14 protein-coding genes are annotated in these 17,598 nt (G+C 72.2%); 9 read left to right on the plus strand and 5 right to left on the minus strand.

The annotated features are described in order from the left end of the window. Together AB0D74_RS33640 and AB0D74_RS33645 are read left to right on the plus strand one after the other, a co-directional pair. The gene (locus AB0D74_RS33640; protein ID WP_362595388.1) at positions 1-654 is read left to right on the plus strand and encodes a cyclase family protein; all 654 of its coding nucleotides are present in this window, start codon (positions 1-3) and stop codon (positions 652-654) included. After that, positions 651-1,046 (plus strand): nuclear transport factor 2 family protein, encoded by a 396-nt coding sequence (locus AB0D74_RS33645; RefSeq protein ID WP_362595390.1) that lies wholly within the window; start codon positions 651-653, stop codon positions 1,044-1,046. The genes AB0D74_RS33640 and AB0D74_RS33645 overlap by 4 nt, the downstream gene beginning before the upstream one ends. Positions 1,047-1,181: 135 nt before the next feature. Here AB0D74_RS33645 and AB0D74_RS33650 read toward each other — a convergent pair whose 3' ends face one another. Then, entirely contained in the window at positions 1,182-3,566 is a 2,385-nt protein-coding gene (locus AB0D74_RS33650) for a SpoIIE family protein phosphatase (protein ID WP_362595392.1), read from the minus strand. A 272-nt stretch (positions 3,567-3,838) separates the two neighbouring features. Between AB0D74_RS33650 and AB0D74_RS33655 the strand changes: the two genes are divergently transcribed. The 4 genes from AB0D74_RS33655 to AB0D74_RS33670 all read left to right on the plus strand — a co-directional run bounded on the left by AB0D74_RS33655 (position 3,839) and on the right by AB0D74_RS33670 (position 9,819). Then, positions 3,839-6,940, plus strand: coding sequence for a glycoside hydrolase family 2 TIM barrel-domain containing protein (locus tag AB0D74_RS33655; protein ID WP_362595394.1), 3,102 nt, complete (start codon positions 3,839-3,841; stop codon positions 6,938-6,940). A gap of 137 nt (positions 6,941-7,077) precedes the next feature. Beyond that, positions 7,078-7,320 (plus strand): hypothetical protein, encoded by a 243-nt coding sequence (locus AB0D74_RS33660; RefSeq protein ID WP_362595396.1) that lies wholly within the window; start codon positions 7,078-7,080, stop codon positions 7,318-7,320. 3 nt (positions 7,321-7,323) lie between these two features. Continuing rightward, positions 7,324-7,701, plus strand: coding sequence for a toxin Doc (locus AB0D74_RS33665; protein ID WP_362595398.1), 378 nt, complete (start codon positions 7,324-7,326; stop codon positions 7,699-7,701). Between the two features lie 477 nt (positions 7,702-8,178). Next, a complete protein-coding gene (locus AB0D74_RS33670) occupies positions 8,179-9,819 on the plus strand; it encodes an RICIN domain-containing protein (protein ID WP_362595400.1) in 1,641 nt (546 codons plus the stop codon). 287 nt (positions 9,820-10,106) lie between these two features. On the opposite strand, the gene AB0D74_RS33675 is transcribed toward AB0D74_RS33670, so the two are convergent. Beyond that, positions 10,107-10,631 carry a hypothetical protein gene (locus tag AB0D74_RS33675; protein ID WP_362595402.1) on the minus strand — a complete coding sequence of 175 codons (525 nt, stop codon included), beginning with the start codon at positions 10,629-10,631 and terminating at the stop codon, positions 10,107-10,109. 323 nt (positions 10,632-10,954) lie between these two features. Here AB0D74_RS33675 and AB0D74_RS33680 point away from each other — a divergent pair, with 323 nt between their 5' ends. After that, a complete protein-coding gene (locus tag AB0D74_RS33680; RefSeq protein WP_362595404.1) occupies positions 10,955-11,377 on the plus strand; it encodes a subtilase-type protease inhibitor in 423 nt (140 codons plus the stop codon). 135 nt (positions 11,378-11,512) lie between these two features. On the opposite strand, the gene AB0D74_RS33685 is transcribed toward AB0D74_RS33680, so the two are convergent. Both AB0D74_RS33685 and AB0D74_RS33690 read right to left on the minus strand, forming a co-directional pair. Then, complete coding sequence (locus AB0D74_RS33685; protein ID WP_362595406.1) at positions 11,513-11,896, minus strand: STAS domain-containing protein; 384 nt, start codon at positions 11,894-11,896, stop codon at positions 11,513-11,515. A 255-nt stretch (positions 11,897-12,151) separates the two neighbouring features. Beyond that, entirely contained in the window at positions 12,152-13,654 is a 1,503-nt protein-coding gene (locus AB0D74_RS33690) for an MFS transporter (protein ID WP_362595408.1), read from the minus strand. 235 nt (positions 13,655-13,889) lie between these two features. Between AB0D74_RS33690 and AB0D74_RS33695 the strand changes: the two genes are divergently transcribed. Both AB0D74_RS33695 and AB0D74_RS33700 read left to right on the plus strand, forming a co-directional pair. Then, a complete protein-coding gene (locus AB0D74_RS33695) occupies positions 13,890-14,231 on the plus strand; it encodes a metalloregulator ArsR/SmtB family transcription factor (protein WP_362595410.1) in 342 nt (113 codons plus the stop codon). 6 nt (positions 14,232-14,237) lie between these two features. After that, a complete protein-coding gene (locus AB0D74_RS33700) occupies positions 14,238-14,768 on the plus strand; it encodes an SRPBCC family protein (protein ID WP_362595412.1) in 531 nt (176 codons plus the stop codon). A 4-nt stretch (positions 14,769-14,772) separates the two neighbouring features. On the opposite strand, the gene AB0D74_RS33705 is transcribed toward AB0D74_RS33700, so the two are convergent. Next, complete coding sequence (locus AB0D74_RS33705; RefSeq protein ID WP_362595414.1) at positions 14,773-17,598, minus strand: NHLP bacteriocin export ABC transporter permease/ATPase subunit; 2,826 nt, start codon at positions 17,596-17,598, stop codon at positions 14,773-14,775.

Consider the following 17,598-nt stretch of genomic DNA (forward strand, 5'->3'; position numbering starts at 1 on the left):
ATGCGCCTGATCGATCTGTCCGTGCCGCTGCGCACCGGCATGCCGGTCTACCCCGGCGACCCGGAGGTGGACATCCGGCCCGCGCTCACCGCGGCCCGGGACGGGGTCAACGTCCTTCAGGTGCACATCGGTTCGCAGTCCGGCACGCACGTGGACGCCCCCTCCCACATCGAGGACGGCCTGCCCGCGCTGGACCAGCTGCCGCTGGACCGGTTCGACGGCCCCGCCCACGTGGTCGACGCCCGGGGCCTCGCGCCCCGGGTGGCCATCGGGACGGAGCTGCTCGCCCGCGTCCCGGCCGGCCGGATCGTCCTCATCGCCACCGGCTGGTCGGCGCACTGGGGCACCGACGCCTACCACGACCACCCCTACCTGACCGAGGCGGCGGCGGCCCTCCTCGTCGCCCGCGGTGTGTACACCGTCGGCATCGACGCCCTCAGCGTCGACCCGACCCCCGGGGATTCCCTCCCCGCCCACCGCATCCTGTGCGGTGCCGACGCCGTCATCGCCGAGAACCTCACCAACCTCGCCGAGGTCCTCGAAGCCCAGGACGCCGGTCACGACGTCCACGTCAGCCTCTTCCCCCTGCACCTGCCCGGCGCGGACGGCGCACCCGTCCGCGCCGTGGCCCGGATCTCGGAGCCGAAGCCTTGAGCAACGCCCACGACACCGCCCTCGCCGCCGCGGACGCCCTGATCGCCGCCTTCGCCGAGGGCCGCACCGACGACTACTTCGCCGCCTTCGCGCCCGACGCCACGTTCGTCTTCCACACCACCGGCCGGCGCCTGGACTCCACGGAGGAGTACCGCGCCCTGTGGCGGAAGTGGAGCGAGGAGGACGCCTTCCGCGTCCTGTCCTGCGAATCGGCCGACCGCCGCCTCCAACTCCTCGGCGACACCGCCGTCTTCACCCACTCGGTCACCACCCGCGTCTCCACCACGGCCGGCGAGGAAGTCCTGCACGAGCGCGAGACCATCGTCCTCCACCGCACCGACGGCGACGCCTGGTTGGCGGTCCACGAGCACCTGTCCGCGGCGCCCGAATAGAATCTACGGTTCTCCAGCGCGCCCCTTCAGGGGCGCTGGGGGTACCCCCAGCCGAAGGCCGGGGAAGGAACTGCGCGACCAGCCACAACGTCGCCGCACGCGACCGACGACAGGACGCCCCCCCCGGCGGAGCGCTCAGCGCAGCTCGTCCTCGAAGAGGGAAAGCTCGGCCCAGATCGTCTTGCCCTCCGCCGTGTGCCTGGTACCCCACCGTTCGGTCAGCTGGGCCACCAGCAGCAGCCCCCGCCCGCCCTCGTCCCACGTCTTGGCCCGGCGCAGATGCGGAGCCGTGTGGCTGGTGTCGGAGACCTCGCAGATCAGCGTGGTCGTGTCGTGGATCAGCCGCAGCCCGATGGGATGGGCGCCGTACCGGATCGCGTTGGTGACCAGCTCGCTGACCACCAGCTCCGCCGTGAAGGCGGCCATGCTCAGGTTCCACACGTCGAGCTGCTCGACGACCTGCTTGCGGATCGGCGCGACCAGCGCGGGGTCGGCGGGCACGTCCCAGGAGGCCACCCGGGTCGGCGGCAGGCCCTGGGTGCGGGCCAGCAGCAGCGCCACGTCGTCGGCCGCGCCGCCCGCCGGCAGCAGGGCGTGCAGGATCCGGTCGCAGGTCTCGTCCAGCGAGTCGCTGTACGCCGCCAGCGCCTCGTGCAGCAGTCGGCGGCCGGTGTCCGGGTCCCGGTGCCGGGAGGTGATCAGCCCGTCCGTGAACATCGCGAGCACCGTGCCCTCGTCCAGCGTCACCTCGGCCGACTCGAACGGCAGTCCGCCCAGGCCCAGCGGGGGACCGGCCGGCAGGTCCAGCCGGCTCGGGCGCCGGCCCGGACGCAGCAGGACGGGAGGCGGGTGCCCGGCGCGGGCCAGGGTGCAGCGCCGCGACACCGGGTCGTAGACGGCGTACAGACAGGTCGCGCCGACCTCGCCGGGGCTGCCCTCGCCGCCCTGCTCGGCCGAGAGCCGCAGCACCAGGTCGTCCAGATGGGTGAGCAGCTCGTCCGGGGCCAGGTCGATGTCGGCCAGGGTCCGCACCGCGGTCCGCAGCCGGCCCATGGTCGCCGACGCCTGCACGCCGTGGCCGACGACGTCCCCGACGACCATGGCGACCCGCAGCCCGGACAGCGGGATCACGTCGAACCAGTCGCCGCCCACCCCGGCCCGCGCCGCCGGCAGATAGCGGGACGCGGCCTGCAGGGCGGCGGTGCGCGGCAGCGTCCTGGGCAGCAGGCTGCGCTGCAGGGCCAGCGCGGTCTCGCGCTCGCGCGAGTAGCGGCGGGCGTTGTCGATGCAGACCGCGGCCCGTGCCGTGATCTCCTCGGCGAGCAGCACGTCGTCCGGACCGAACGGGTCGGGCCGCCGGTGCCGCCGGAACACCGCGACCCCGAGGGTGGTGCCGCGGGCCTGGATCGGCACGGACATCGAGGAGTGCACGCCGAACTCGCGCGCCCGCTCGCCGCGCCGCTTGTTCCAGGACAGCCACTCGTCCAGCTCGCCCGCGGACACCGAGGCCACGATCGTGTGCCCCGCGGTCAGCGAGTCGGCCTGCGGTGAGGAGGCCGGGTAGACCTCGGTCTGCCCGGGCTTGAGGACCGCCTCGGGGACACCGGGGAGCACGGACTGGTGTGCGATGCGGCGCAGGGTGACCGGCGCGTCCAGCCGGGCCGGGAGGTCGCCGCCGTGCTCGGGCGGGTCCAGCAGGTCGACGGTGACCAGGTCGGCGAGGGCCGGGACGCAGACGTCCGCCAGCTCCTGGGCCGTACGGATGACGTCGAGGGTGCTGCCGATCCGCACGCTCGCCGCGTTGACCAGCTGGAGCCGCTCCCTGGCCAGGTAGTTCTCGGTGAAGTCGTGGGCGGCCAGGCTCACCCCCCACACCCGCCCGGCGGCGTCGGTGACCGGCGCCATCCGGGCCAGCCAGGCGTGCGCCCGGTCCTCGCCGCCGGTCCGCATGTACGTCTGCACGTCCAGCGGCCGGCCCGAGGACAGCACCCGCAGCATGTTCCGCTCCAGGTCCCCGCTCTCCGGCTTGCCGCCGATCTCGGTGACCCTGAGTCCCTGGACCCGCTCCTCGGGCAGCCCGATGACCTGGGCCATCGCGTCGTTCATCCGGCGCAGCCTGAGCTGGTCGTCGTAGACCGCGATGGCGCACGGCGACTGCGTCAGCGCGGCCGTCGCCAGCGGATCGTCCGGGGTGGGCGGTCCGCCGCCGTCGAGCGGGGAGACCACCAGCCAGTGGGCGGGCCGCTCCTCGTGCGCCGGGGCGTGGTGGGCGAGCAGCCAGACCGGGACCGTACGGCCGTCCCGGTGGCGGAGTCCGACGGTGCCGTCCCAGCGGGCGCCGGCGGGCGCGCGGGGAGCGACGTCCCCGGCGAGCAGCAGCGCGGCGGGCCGGCCCACGACCTCGTCCGCCGGGTGGCCGAGGAGCCTTCGCGCGCCCTCGCTCCACTCGGTCAGTGTGCCGTCCTCGCCGATGACAGCCCGGGCCGTCGCCGCATCGTCGAAGGGATAGACCCGGCTCATCTCGCCACTCCCAAGCGCACACTCACAGTCAACAGGTGCACCACTCGTGTTCAGGGTAGTGCTTCGGACCCCCTCGCGACCGGCAAGCGGCGGTGACCGGTCGGTCGGGTCCGGGTTCTGTCCGGGGTGCCGAACGAGGACCGGGCGGCGGGACGAAAGGGGTGGGCGAAGGCGTCCCGACCCTTGACGGGCCCAAGTGTCACCCCGTCAGAATCTGTTTGTTCGCGATCAGTTGTGAGTAGTTCTGGGCCCTGATGAGGGAGAGCCGCACCATGACGGTCACACGCAGATCGGTTCTGGCAGCCGCCACGGCAGCCCCGGCGGCCGGCGCCCTGCTGGGCGCCCCGGGCGCCTGGGCGGCACCGGAGGCGGATACGTTCTCGCAGGTCACCGGCGGCCGTACGGTCGCCCTGCGGGACGGCTGGCGGTTCGCGCTGGTCAACCCGGGCGGAATCACCGACCCGACCGGCGCCTACGCCGACGCCGCCGACCCCGGGTACGACGACTCGGCCTGGCGGCAGGTCGCCGTACCGCACGACTGGAGCATCGAGCAGACCCCCACCACCGACCACGGCACCACCAGCGGCACCGGATTCTTCCCGGGCGGCCTCGGCTGGTACCGGCTCGCCTTCACCCTGCCGCCCGGCTGTGCCGGCAAACGGATCTCGGTGGAGTTCGACGGCGTCTACATGGACTCGTACGTCTACTGCAACGGCACCCAGGCCGGCCGCCACCCCTACGGCTACACCGGCTTCGCCCTCGACCTCACCGACCTGCTGCACACCGACGGCACCACGCAGAACGTGCTCGCGGTCAAGGTGCAGAACCAGCTGCCCAGCAGCCGCTGGTACTCGGGCAGCGGCATCTACCGCGAGGCCCGCCTGGTGGTGACCGACCCGGTGCACGTGGCGCGCTGGGGGACGTACGTCACCACCCCCGACATCACCGCCGAGCGGGCCGTGGTGCGGGTGCGCACCGCCGTCGTCGACGAGTCCGGCACCGGCGCGGACGTGACGGTCCTGTCCCGGATCGCCGACCCGGACGGGCGTACGGTCGCCCGCACGTCCTCCACGGTCACCGTCACCGGCCCCGGCGGGACCACCGCGACCCACGAACTGACCGTCCGGAGACCGAAGCTGTGGGACTTCGGGGCCCCGCACCGCTACACCCTGCACACCGAACTCCGGGTCGGCGGCACCACCACCGACACCTGCCACACGGTCTTCGGCATCCGCAGCTACCGCTTCGACCCCGACGAGGGCTTCTCCCTCAACGGCGTCCCCACCAAGATCAAGGGCGTCGACCTCCACCACGACCAGGGCGCCCTGGGCGCGGCGATCAGCGCCGACGCGGTGCGCAGACAGATGACGATCATGAAATCGATGGGCGTCAACGCCTTCCGCACCTCGCACAACCCGCCCTCCCCGCAGATGATCGAGGTCTGCGAGGAGCTGGGCATCGTGATGATGGTGGAGGCCTTCGACTGCTGGAAGACCGGCAAGACCCGGTACGACTACGGCCGGTTCTTCGACGAGTGGTGCGAGGCCGACGCCACCGAGATGGTGCTCGCCGCCCGCAACTCGCCCGCCGTCGTCCTGTGGTCCATCGGCAACGAGATCCCCGACTCCACCTCCACCGCCGGCCTCGCCATGGCCGACCGGATCATCGCCGCGATCCGGGCCGCCGACGACACCCGCCCCCTGGTCATCGGCTCCGACAAGTACCGCGGGGTGCCGAAGGCGGGCTCGGCGGCCGACCTGATGCTCGCCAAGCTCGACGGACTCGGCCTCAACTACAACACCGCCAGGTCCGTCGACGCGCTGCACGCGGCCTACCCGCACCTGTTCCTCTTCGAGTCCGAGTCCTCCTCGGAGACCTCGACCCGCGGCACCTACCAGGAGCCGGAACACCTCAACACCGGCGAGAACCACACCCCCGGCCGCCGGGCGACCTCGTCCTACGACAACAACCTCGCCTCCTGGACGATGAGCGGCGAGTACGGCCACAAGAAGGACCGGGACCGGAAGTGGTTCGCGGGCCAGTTCCTGTGGTCGGGCATCGACTACATCGGCGAGCCGACGCCGTACGACGTGTTCCCGGTGAAGTCGTCCTTCTTCGGCGCGGTCGACACGGCCGGGTTCCCGAAGGACATGTACCACCTCTTCCGCAGCCAGTGGGTGAGCGAGCCGATGGTGCACCTGCTGCCGACGAGCTGGAACCACGAGGAGGGGGAGACGGTCGAGGTGTGGGCGTACGCCAACGTGCCCGCCGTCGAGCTGTTCCTGAACGGGACGTCCCTCGGGGTGCGGGAGTTCGACACCAAGACGACCACCGACGGCCGCACCTACCTGGAGACCACCGAGGCCACCGGCGACGACAAGACCTTCACCACCGGCCCCTACCCGGGCAGTTACACCAGCCCCAACGGCAGCGCGGGCAAACTGCACCTGACCTGGAAAGTGCCCTACCTGCCGGGCGAGTTGAAGGCGGTGGCCCGGCGCGACGGCAAGGTGGTCGCGACCGACGTGCTGCGCACCGCCGGCGCCCCGCACGCCGTCCGCCTCACCCCCGACCGCACGTCCCTGGCCGCCGACGGGCGTTCACTGGTCTTCGTCACCGCCGAGATCGTCGACGCGCACGGCGTGGTGGTGCCCGACGCCGAGCACCTCGTCTCCTTCGCCGTGACCGGCGGTTCGCTCGCCGGGCTCGACAACGGCCGGGAGGAGAGCGCGGAGCGCTACCAGGCCGGCACCCGCACCGCCTTCCACGGCAAGGCACTCGCCGTCGTCCGCTCCGGCACGAGGCCAGGAAGCCTCAGGGTGACCGCCCGGGTGGACGGCCTGCACAAGGACACCGTCACCGTGCGCACCGCCCCTGCCCGCACCGTGGCGACCACCCCCGCCCCCGAGTTCGGCCCGGACCACCCGGCGCCGCCGGACTACCCCCACGCGGACGCGAGCTACTCCGGCCGTCCGGACACCCTCCCGGCCGCCATGCTCGACGGCGACCCGGCCACCGGCTGGTCCAACGCCTTCGCCAAGTCGGCCACCGCCCTGCTGCCCGCGTTCGGCGGCGCCCGCACAGCGGACTGGGTGTCGGTCGACCACGGACGCACCCGCACCTACGACCGGGTGGACGTCTCCTTCACCGTGGACGCCACCCATGCCCTGCCCGCCTCCGTCGAGGTGGCCGTCTGGGACGGCAACGCGTACCGGGCGGTGCAGGACCCGGCGGTGGACTGGGCGACCGCCTCGGACACCCCGACCGTCATCACGTTCACCGCGGCACGCGGCTCCCGGATCCGGCTCACCCTGACCAGCGCCCACCCGGGACAGACCTCGGGCGCGGTACGGATCGGCCGCCTCGACGTCTGAGGCGGCCTGGCCGAAGGGTCCCAGGCGGCGGGCGGTCCTGGCGGGCCGCCCGCCGCGGGGCTCTGTAGGTACCATGGAGAGTCGGTCTTGACCTGCGGGTATTTACGGTGGAGTACCCGCGCGGTACCGTGAAGGGCATGCCAGCTCTCAACGTGGAGTTCAGCGACCGCGAGCTTGAGGACCTCAGGCAGATAGCCAAGGAGCGCGGTACGTCGATGAAGGCCCTCGTCCGTGAGGCCGCCGCCGCCGACATCGCCCGGCACCGGGCCCTGCAGGAAGGGGCGGAGGAGTTCCGCCGTTTCTTCGCGGCCCACGCCGCCGAGTTCGCCGCCGCGTTCCCGGACGACGAACAGCCGGCCGCGAAGGGCGAGGCCGCCTGACCCATGCCGCCGGTCATCCACATCGACGTGCCCTGGCTGCTCCAGCGCCATGAGGAAGTCATGCCGGAGCAGCCCACCGTCAACGACTTCTCCGCGCTGGTCGCCGCCGTCGCCCGGCACCGCGTCGACCCGCCGCGGCTCGGCGTGGACTCCGACGCGGCCTGGCGGGCGGCGGCCCTGCTGCACACCCTCGCCCTGCTCAAGCCGCTGCCCTCGGCCAACGCCAGGTTCGCCTGCGCGACCGCCGTGGCCTACATGTACGTCAGCGATGTCGGCATCGACCCGCCCTACGGCGCCCTCGTCGACCTCGCCCGCGACCTGATGAGCGGCAAGGCCGACGTCTACGCGGCGGCGGACCGGCTCCGTTCCTGGCAGCTCTGACACCTGCCCGGACGCGCAGGCAGAGCCGCCCCAGCGGCCCTCGGGGCCGCCGGCCGAGGGCGGGAGGAACGGGGCCGGCGGCCTGTTTCGCGCGGAAGAGCCGCCGTTCCGCGCGGGGCCTCTTGAGGAGGGCCGGTCATCAGTGGACCACCCGTGCGGGCGGGCCGGGACCGTGCGCGCGGGGCCGGCGCGGGCGCACGGTTCACACGGGGCGCGCGGAATGGTGAATGCGGCCATGCAGGGGCAATAGCCACCGGCGCCTTTCTGACTTTCTGTCAATGCTGTCGATGTTGTTCGGGCGCCTTGTTGCTTGTGTGAGACTTGTGCGAGGGTGAATACCCGCACGGGGTAATGGCCTGGTCCCATTCGGCAGTTGAGGAACGCGACCGACACCGTACCGACACCGTGTCGGCGAATTCCCGCCCTCCGAAGGCGCACCGAAGAGGTACGCACCACCGCACCAAAGGAATCCGCTCCGTGCCCACCCCCCACCCGCCTCGCCCTTCCTATCCGCCGCCGGGCGGTGGTGCGGGGGAGTCCGACGAGTCCCTCGCCGCCCCGCTGCGAGCCGGATCGGACATCGAGGCCTCCCGGTCCGCCGCGCTGCTCATGGCCCGGCACTGGCGGCCCGTCCAGGAATACGCGGTCATCTGCCTGGCCGCCTCCGGGCCCGTCGCGCACATGGTGGCCGCCGCCGCCTTCCACCAGGTCCTCGACCGGGTGGCGCTCGGTGAGACGGCCGACGCGATCCGGCCGCGCCTGCTGGTCTCCGTCCGCGACACGGTCGCCAACTGGGCCGTGGAGGACCGAATAGCGGAGGTTCTTCCGGACCTCGGGAAACCCGCAGGGGGGCGCGGTATGCGCGCCACGAAGTCGATGACCCCGGAAAACCGCACCCTGGCGGAGCGTTCATTCCTGGGCCTTCCGGTGCTCGCCCAGAGCCTGCTCTGGCATGTCGAGGTGGAGGCCGAACCGATAACCGTACCGGCCGGTCTGTTGGGCATGGACACGGCAACCGCGTCGACGGCTCTCGAAGACGCCCGGGAGAAATTCCGCGAGGGCTGTGTCCGCGCCCACCGGGAACTCGCCCCGTCCCAGGAGTGCCGTTACTACAACCGCCTCCTGGACGTGCCGATCCGCCGGGGCGGTGCCCTGCTGCCGGACGTCCAGGCGCATCTGGCGGAGTGCCCGTACTGCAGGGCCGCCGCCGAGCAACTCGGCCATGTCGAGGGCGGACTGGGCGTGCTGCTGGTCGAGGCGGTGCTCGGCTGGGGGGCCCGCCGGTACCTCGACACGCGCCCGGGCCGCAAGGGCAGTGCGGACGTCCCCCTCACCCGCGCCGCCGCCCGGCGCGCCGGAGGGGGAGGCGGCCGTCGGCGCGCGGCGGCCCGGACCCGGCTCCTCGCCCGCATCCCCGTGTCGGTGCGCCGCCCGCCCGGCTCCTGGTCGTCGAAGACGCTGCTGACCAGTGTCGGCGTGGCCGGCGCGGGACTGCTCGCCTCCGTCCTCGCCGTCAGCACGCTGTCCGGCGGCGGTGACGGCAGCGACGCCGTCGCCACCGCGGGCCTGGTACCCGGCGACTCCGAGCCCGAGACCACCCCCACGCCCACCTCCGGCACGGCCGGGCTGCCCGCCGCCGACCACACGACCCGGCTGCGCAACGCCGCCGCCCAGCTCTGCCTGGACATCAACGGCGAGCCGACGGCCGGGGCGAGCGTCGTGCTCGCGGTGTGCTCCACGGCCTCGACGCAGCAGTGGACGTACGAGAGCGACGGTGAACTGCGCAGCGCGGCCGGCCGGGACCTGTGCCTGGACTCGCACGCGGACGCCGGGGTGGTCATCCTCGGCGACTGTGCCGCGGAGGGCGCCGAGCGCGGCAAGGACGTGCGCTACGACCTCACCGTGCAGGGCGAGTTGCTGCCCCGCTGGGACGAGACCCTCGCGCTCTCGACGGGCGGGGTGGACCCCGGCTCCGACATCGTGGTCAAGGTCCGCGACCACACCAGCGGGCAGCACTGGCTGACCGACGCGCCGGTGCCCTCGCAGAGCCGTGGCTCGCTCTCCATCGCCGGGAGCGGGGCGCCTTCGGCGCAGCCGGCGGAACTGGCCGGTCACTAGGCGCACCGCGTGGAGCGCCGTGGTTCGTCCGCGGCGCCGCGGTGGCTGGTCGCGCAGTTCCTCCCCCAGCCTTCGGCCGGGGGGACCCCCAGCGCCCCTTACGGGGCGCTGCTGTCGGCGTCCGGTCCTTGAGCCCGGACGCGCTCGACGTCCGCAGCCGGCAGAAACTGGCCGGTCGCTAGACGCACGATGGCGGGGGCCGCAACACGCCGTGGTTCGTCCGCGGCGCCGTCGTGGCTGGTCGCGCAGTTCCCCGCGCCCCTTCGGGGCGCTGTCGCGGGGCCGGTTCAGTCCTGGTCCGGGCCCTGGGCCCGGACGCGTTCCACGTGTTCGAGGGAGTCGCGGAGTTCGGTCAGCCAGTCGTCGGTGTGGCGCTGGACCAGTCGTACGCACCAGGCCAGGGCTTCGCTGCGGCTGCGGGCCACACCGCCGGCGATCAGGGTGTCCAGTACCTCGCGCTCGGGCTGGCGCAGCCGGGTCATCACCGGGGCGGCCACGTGCGTGAACAGCGCCCGCTGCCCGGCACACTCCACGCCCCAGGAGATCTTGCGCCGGAACTGGTGCTCGGCCTCCCCGGCCACGGCCATCCGGGTCTCCCGGGTGCGCTCCCGGAACTCCTGGATGCGGCCCTGTACGGCCGCCTCGCGCTCGGCGTCCGACACGTCCTCCGCCAGCCTGGGGCCGGGGATGCGGCCGATGACGGTGACCTCCTCGCGGTCGACCGTCACCTCGACCAGTTCCTCGAAGAGATCGTCCGGCAGGCGGCCGGCGAACCAGCCGCGGAGCTTGTCCCGCTGCTCTTGAGTAATCATGTAATGACGATTACTCCGTTGCAGCACAAAGGCAAGGGCTTGCCGGGAAGTCCGCCGACAGCGGAAGCGGAATGTTTCAGGACGATTAACAAGGCGGCGAGATCAGGCCATCTGGCCGCTTCGGGCGATCAAGAACCGCTCCGTTGAGCGGTCGACGCCTTCCCGTTCCGTGACTTCACGCCACTGATTCAATACGCAAGGTTACTGAAACCTGTGGGTTCGATGTGTGTTTCGGCGGCGGACTCGGCAGAGTGGCGCCCGCCGCCCCGGCACCCACCGGGCCGAGGGCGGCACCCGTCGAATCGAGCGGAAGGATGCACACAATGCGAACCACCGCGCGCTGGGCAGCGACCATCGGCCTTACGGCCGCCGCCGTCTGCGGACCCCTGACGGGGGCCGCCGTCGCCGCCCCGAGCTCGCTCTACGCCCCCTCGGCCCTGGTGCTCACCACCGGCCACGGCACAGAAGCGGCCACCGCCACGCCCGAGCGCGCCGTCACCCTGAACTGCGCCCCGAACGCCTCCGGCACCCACCCGGCCGCCACCGAGGCCTGCGCCGAACTGCGCGGTGCCGGCGGCGACCTGAACGCCCTCGCGCCCAGAACCGACGTGTGGTGCACCAAGCTCTACGACCCCGTCGTGGTCACGGTGGAGGGCGTCTGGCAGGGCAAGCGCGTCTCCTACGAGCGGACCTTCGGCAACCAGTGCATGAGGGACGCCTACGGGACGAGCGTCTTCGCCTTCTGAGACCCGGGATCGCACGGTCCTCGTGACTGCCGGACAGGTCCGTAACTGGGGAGTGCGGCCCCTGGAGCGGGGAACCTGCGATCCTGCACCGGGGGGCGGACGGGTGGTGTGGGGCCGCCCGTCCGACCCCCGGCATCACCGCCGCTCCCCGGCGTTCCCGTCCCGGGGAATGCCGGGGAGCGGCGGAAATCGTCCCAGCAGTCCCGAGGCCCGTAACAGCCGCGGGATCCGGGGCCCTTCGCACACCAGACGCAGCCGCCCGCCCCGCTCCCTGGCCCGCGCCTCGGCCCGGCACAGCACCCGCAGCCCCGAACAGTCGAGAAAACCCAGCCGGCGCAGATCGACGAGCACGTCGGGCTCGGCGCCGCCGGCCGCCGCGAGCAGGTGCTCGGCGAGCAACTCCTCGGTGGCGATGTCGATCTCGCCGTAGACCTCGACGACGAGGTACGACCCGCTGTGCCGCGTGCGCGCACAGGAGTTGGCGGCGGGCAGCCCGGGGTCGTCGGCTTCCGGCGTCATCTCAGAGCCCCCCTCGCCGGGGCGGATATGGGCCGAGTTGTTACCCGCTGGGAGCGCTAGCCATCCCTGGTGCGGGCAGTGCAAGATCAGGTTCACTCAACAGTGTGAACTTATCCGAAGTGGCTTGACCTGAAGTCCCTTTAGGGGCGCGGGGAACTGTGCGACCAGCCACACCACACCGGCACCCGACAACGGCGAAGGGCCACCGTCTCCCTGCTGACGGCGGCCCCTCAATTCCCTGCGGCTCTGCGGAAACTACATGTGCACGACCGGCGCCGCGTCCGGGTCCTGCTGCGGCACCCCCTTGCGGAACAGCAGGAAGGCGATGACCGCGCCGACCGCGAACATCCCGGCCGACCACCAGAACGCGGTCGTGTAGCTCTCGATCGTCGCCTGCGCCTGCATCAGCTTGCTGGTCGCGTCCCTCCCGGCCAGGTAGTCCGTCGCCGCGCTCGCCGCGAGCGTGTTGAGCAGCGCCGTACCGATCGAACCGCCGACCTGCTGCATGGCGTTGACCGTCGCCGAGGCGACACCCGCCTCGTCGGCCGTCACCCCGCCCGTGCCCAGCTGCATGGCCGCCGGCATGACCAGGCCCAGGCCGAGGCCGGTGATGATCAGCTGCGGCAGCACCGCGCTGACGTAGCTGGAGCCGACGCCGATGTCGGTCAGCCAGGCCATACCGACCGCGGAGACCGCGAAGCCCAGCGGGACGACCACCTTCGGGCCGAGCCGCGGCACCAGGACCTGGGTGCCGACCTGCGCCGTCACCATCAGGCCGGCGATCATCGGCAGGAACGCCACGCCGGTCTTCGTCGGGCTGAAGCCGAGGTTCAGCTGCAGGTAGTAGGTGAGGAAGAGGAACACGCCGAACATGCCACCGGCGGAGATGAGCACGGCGAGGAGCGAGGCCCCCCGGTTGCGGTCCATCAGGACGCCCAGCGGCAGCAGCGGATACTTGGCCTTGGTCTGCCACCAGGCGAAGGACGCCAGGAACACGACGCCCGCGACCAGGAAGCCCCAGGTCAGCGGCGAACCCCAGTCGTGCGACTCGGCGTTGGAGAAGCCGTAGACCAGCGAGAACAGACCGGCCGCGACCAGGACCGTACCGGGCACGTCCAGCTTGGCGTTCCCGGCGTCGCGGTGGTTGTGCAGCAGCGCCATACCGCCGGCGAAGGCGACGACGGCGATCGCGACGTTCACGTACAGGGTCGAGCGCCAGTCGAACGTGTCGGTGAGGACGCCGCCGAGCAGCAGGCCCACCGCGCCGCCGGCGCCGGCGATGGCACCGTAGACACTGAACGCCCGGGCCCGTTCACGGGCATCGGTGAAGGTGGTGTTCAGCAGCGAGAGCGCGGTCGGGGCGAGCAGCGCGCCGAAGGCACCCTGCAGGGCGCGCGCGGTGACCAGCATCCCGAAGCCGTTCGCGGCACCGCCCAGCGCCGACACGGCGGCGAAGCCGACGACGCCTATGAGGAAGGCGGTCTTGCGGCCGAACAGGTCGGCGATCCGGCCGCCGAGCAGCAGCAGGGAGGCGAAGCTGAGGGCGTACGCGGTGACGATCCACTGCCGGTTGCCGTCGGAGAACCCGAGGTCGGCCTGGGCGGACGGGAGGGCGATGTTCACGATGGTGGCGTCGAGCACCACCATCAGCTGGGCGACGGCGATGACCGCGAGGATCCACCACCGCTTGGCGGAGGCGACCGGCGGTGCCTCCTCCGTACCGACGCGGACGTCGTCGGTCAAAGTCTTCTCAGACATGCGAGAACCACTCCAGGGAAGTCGTTCGGGATTTACCGATAAGCCGCTTCATCGACACGGCAGCTCCAGCACCGCGAACGAAACGGTTTCGTACACATGAGCCTAGACCACTTTCAGCGAAACGGCAACGTTTCGCTGGGGGTGGAGATCCCCGCCGGCCTCAGGTGTTCGTGCGGCCGTCACGCCCCCGCTGTATTCCTTGACGGGAATATAACTGCACAGGCATATTGGGCCCATGTCCGTCGACACCCTCTGGACCGCCCTCGCCGACCCCCACCGAAGAGCCATCGTCGGCCTCCTCCTCACCCGTCCGTGCCCCGTCGGCGAGATCGTGGACGCATGCGGCCTCAGTCAGCCGAGCACCTCCAAGCACCTCAAGGTGCTGCGCGAGGCCGGACTGGTCCGGGTACGGCAGGACGCGCAGCGTCGGGTCTACGCCCTCGACCCGGCGCCGATCGCCGAGCTCGACGCCTGGCTGGCTCCCTATCGCCGGCTGTGGAACCGCAGCCTGGACACCCTGGGGCGCCGCCTCGACGAGACGACGGACGACCCGAGAGAACCCTCCGCGAAGGACTGATCCACCATGCCCGCCGAACTCACCGGCACCTACGTCACCCTCGACGACGGCCGCCCCGCCGTCCGCTTCAGCCGCGTCTACGGCCACCCCGTCGACCGCGTCTGGCACTTCGTCACCGACCCCGACGAACTCGCCGGGTGGTTCCCCTCCCGCGCCGAGTTCGACCTGCGCCCCGGCGGCGCCGTCAGGTTCACCGGGGACCCGAACATGCCCGAGTCGCACGGCACCGTGCTCGCCGTCGACCCGCCCCGGAACCTGACCTTCGACTGGGGCGGCGACGAGATCCGCTTCGACCTGGAGGACGCCGGACCCGACGGGACCCGTTTCACCCTCACGCACGTCCTGGGCGAGGAGAACACCGCCGCCCGCAACAGCGCCGGCTGGGAGGTCTGCCTCGCCGCCCTCGACGCCAAGGCCCGGGGCGAGCGGTTCCAGGGCCCGCACGCCGGCGTCACCCCGCCCTGGAAGGAGTACTACCAGGGCTGTCTCGACGCCGGCCTGCCCTCCGGCGCCCCCGTCCCCGGCCTGGACGCCTGACCGGTCAGGTCAGCTGCCGCCGCACCAGCTCGTGCAGCCGACCGCCGGTGTCGGCGAGCAGCTGGGCCGGCGGGCCCTGCTGGGCGACCTTGCCGTCCTCCATCACGATCACCCGGTCGGCGTCCAGGACCGTGGAGAGCCGGTGGGCGATGACGATCCGGGTGGCGTTCAGCTTGCGGGTGCTCTCGATGACCGTGCGCTGGGTGTCGTTGTCCAGGGCGCTGGTCGCCTCGTCGAAGAAGAGGATGCGGGGGCGCCGGATCAGCGCCTGGGCGATCATCAGCCGCTGCCGCTGGCCGCCGGAGATCGCGCCGCTCCCGGCGACGATCGTGTGCAGCCCCATCGGCATCCGCTTGATGTCCTCCGCCAGGCCCGCCATCTCGGCCGCCGCCATCGCCTCCTCGGGGGTGTACGGCTCGGTCCCGCAGATGACGTCCAGGATCGAACCGGTGAAGGGCTGCGCGTGCTGGAGCACCACCCCGCACTGGCGGCGGACCGCCGACTGGTCGAGGGCGCCCAGGTCCTGGCCGTCGTACAGCACGCTCCCCGAGACCGGCTTGTCGAAGCCGATCAGCAGCCGCAGCAGCGTCGACTTGCCGCAGCCGCTGGGGCCGACGACCGCGACGAACTCGCCCGGGCGGGCGGCGAAGGAGACGTCGTCCAGGACCAGCGGACCGTCGTCGGTGTACCGGAAGGAGAGGCGGCGGGCCTCGACGGCGCCGGACAGCGGGCCGGGGCGGGTGCTGGCGGTGCGGACCTCGGGGGCGGCCTCGAGGACCGGCTTGATCTCCTCGAAGAGCGGGAGCGCGGCCACCGCCGACACGAAGGAGCCGGTCAGCTGGGTGACCGAGGTGAGCAGCATCGTCACCGACGTGTTGAAGGTGAGGAAGGCCGCCGCGTCCATCGCTCCCCGCGCCGGACCCGCGAGCAGCATGAACATCAGCAGGGTGCAGACCGGGAGGTAGACCGAGCCGAGGACCGTGGTGAGGTTCTTGATCCGGCCCACCTTCTGCTGGAGCTCCCGGCTGCGCGCGAACTCGCCCGCCCAGGCCGCGTACGCGTAGTTCTCGGCCGCCGCCACCCGCAGCTTCGGCAGGCCGCGCAGGGTCTGGAAGGCCTGGTTGTTCAGCTTGTTGCCGAGCACCACGAGCCGGCGCTGCCAGCGCACCTGCCACAGGCCGAGTCCCAGGAACAGACCGGCGATGACGACGAGCATGGCAAGGGCCGCCAGCGCCATCGGCACGCTGTACCAGAACAGCAGGCCCAGGTTCATCGCCCCGACGGTCACCGACTGGGCGACCACCGGGCCGACCCCCGCGAGCAGCCGGCGCATCGCGCTGACGCCCATCGCCGCGCTGGCCAGCTCACCGGTCGAGCGCTGGGTGAAGAACTTCGTCGGCAGCCTCAGCAGCCGGTCCCAGACGGCCGGTTGCAGGGTCGCCTCGATCCGGCCCTCCAGGCGGAGGATGGTCATGTTCTCCAGGAGCGTGAACGCGGCCGACACGACGGCGCTGACGATCACCGCCAGGCAGACCTGGACGATCAGGTTCGTCTGGGCCTTGGGCACGTAGTCGCCGAGCACCTTGCCGGTCGCGATCGGCACGAGGGCGCCGATCGCCACCGTGACCAGCCCGGCGAGCAGCAGACTGCCGAGGTCGCCGCGGGTGCCGCGCAGGCTGAACCGGAGCAGGCCGAGCGGGGTGAGCGCCTTGTCGGGCAGCGGCCGGTAGAACATCACCGCGCGCGGCTCGAACTCCGCCGCGTTCGCCTTCTCGATCGGGGTCTCCCGGCCGGTCGCCGGATGGACGGCCACATAGCCGCCGCGCCGCCACAGCAGCGCGACCGGTGCCCCGGACAGGGCGCGGTGCCCGACCAGCGGGCCGACGTTCTCCCGCCACCAGCGGCCGTCGAGGCGTACCGCCCGGGTACGGACCCGGGCGGCGAGGGCCACCTGTTCGACCGGGTCGATGCGGTCACTCCCGGCTGGTCCCGTGCCGCTCTGCGCGGGCTCCGCGAGGGTGATGCCGGCGGCCTCGGCGACCAGTCTGCACGCCGCGTAGGAGGCGTCCGCGTCGGCGGTCGTGGTGCGCTTGGCCGCCTTGCCGATCGAGGCGAGGAGCGTGCGGTCGGCCTGGGCGCGGACCGCCTCGCCGGCCTTGATACCGGCCGCCGTACGCGTCTCGTGGGTGCGTTCCAGCTGCTCGATCCACCGGTCCAGCGTGGTCAGCAGCCGGTACTGCTGGTCGACCATGCTCTGCCACAGCGCGGGGTCCATCAGCAGGTCGGCCGCCGCCTCCGCGCCGTACAGCGAGCCGTACTGCACGCTGCCCGGCGGCACCTGCATCCAGAAGACGTCGTCGTCGGTGGGGGCCGCGGCCCGCTCGCTGGCGGTCATCGGCGCCTGGAAGAGGATCGACAGACCGCGGCCGACGCCGAGGGCGAGGGCGTACTCCAGGGGGCTGGTGGCCGGCGGTACGAACTGGGGGTTGCCGTACTCGTCGTAGGACCAGGTCTGGGAGTGGGAGGGCTGGTAGAGCTCGCGCAGGCCGATGCGGTGCACGACGGAGTCGCGCAACGGGCGGGCCACCAGGGTGTGCTGGGGACCCGTGACCGGACCGAGCAGCAGGGAACCGGCCTCCAGGCGGCCCAGGTGGTGCCAGTGGCCCTGCTGTTCGGCGTCCACCGCGAACAGGTCCAGCGCGCCGGACGCCACCAGCCACAGCGTCTGCGGGCCTTCGAGGTCGAGGCGGGTGTGGCCGGTGCAGTCGATCCGGGCGCCCAGCGAGCCGAACGCGCCGAGTACGAGGTCGCCTTGGTCCACGGTCGTCAT

Origin of the sequence: Streptomyces sp. NPDC048278 (genome assembly GCF_040652195.1) — a bacterium.
Taxonomy (GTDB): Bacteria; Actinomycetota; Actinomycetes; order Streptomycetales; family Streptomycetaceae; genus Streptomyces.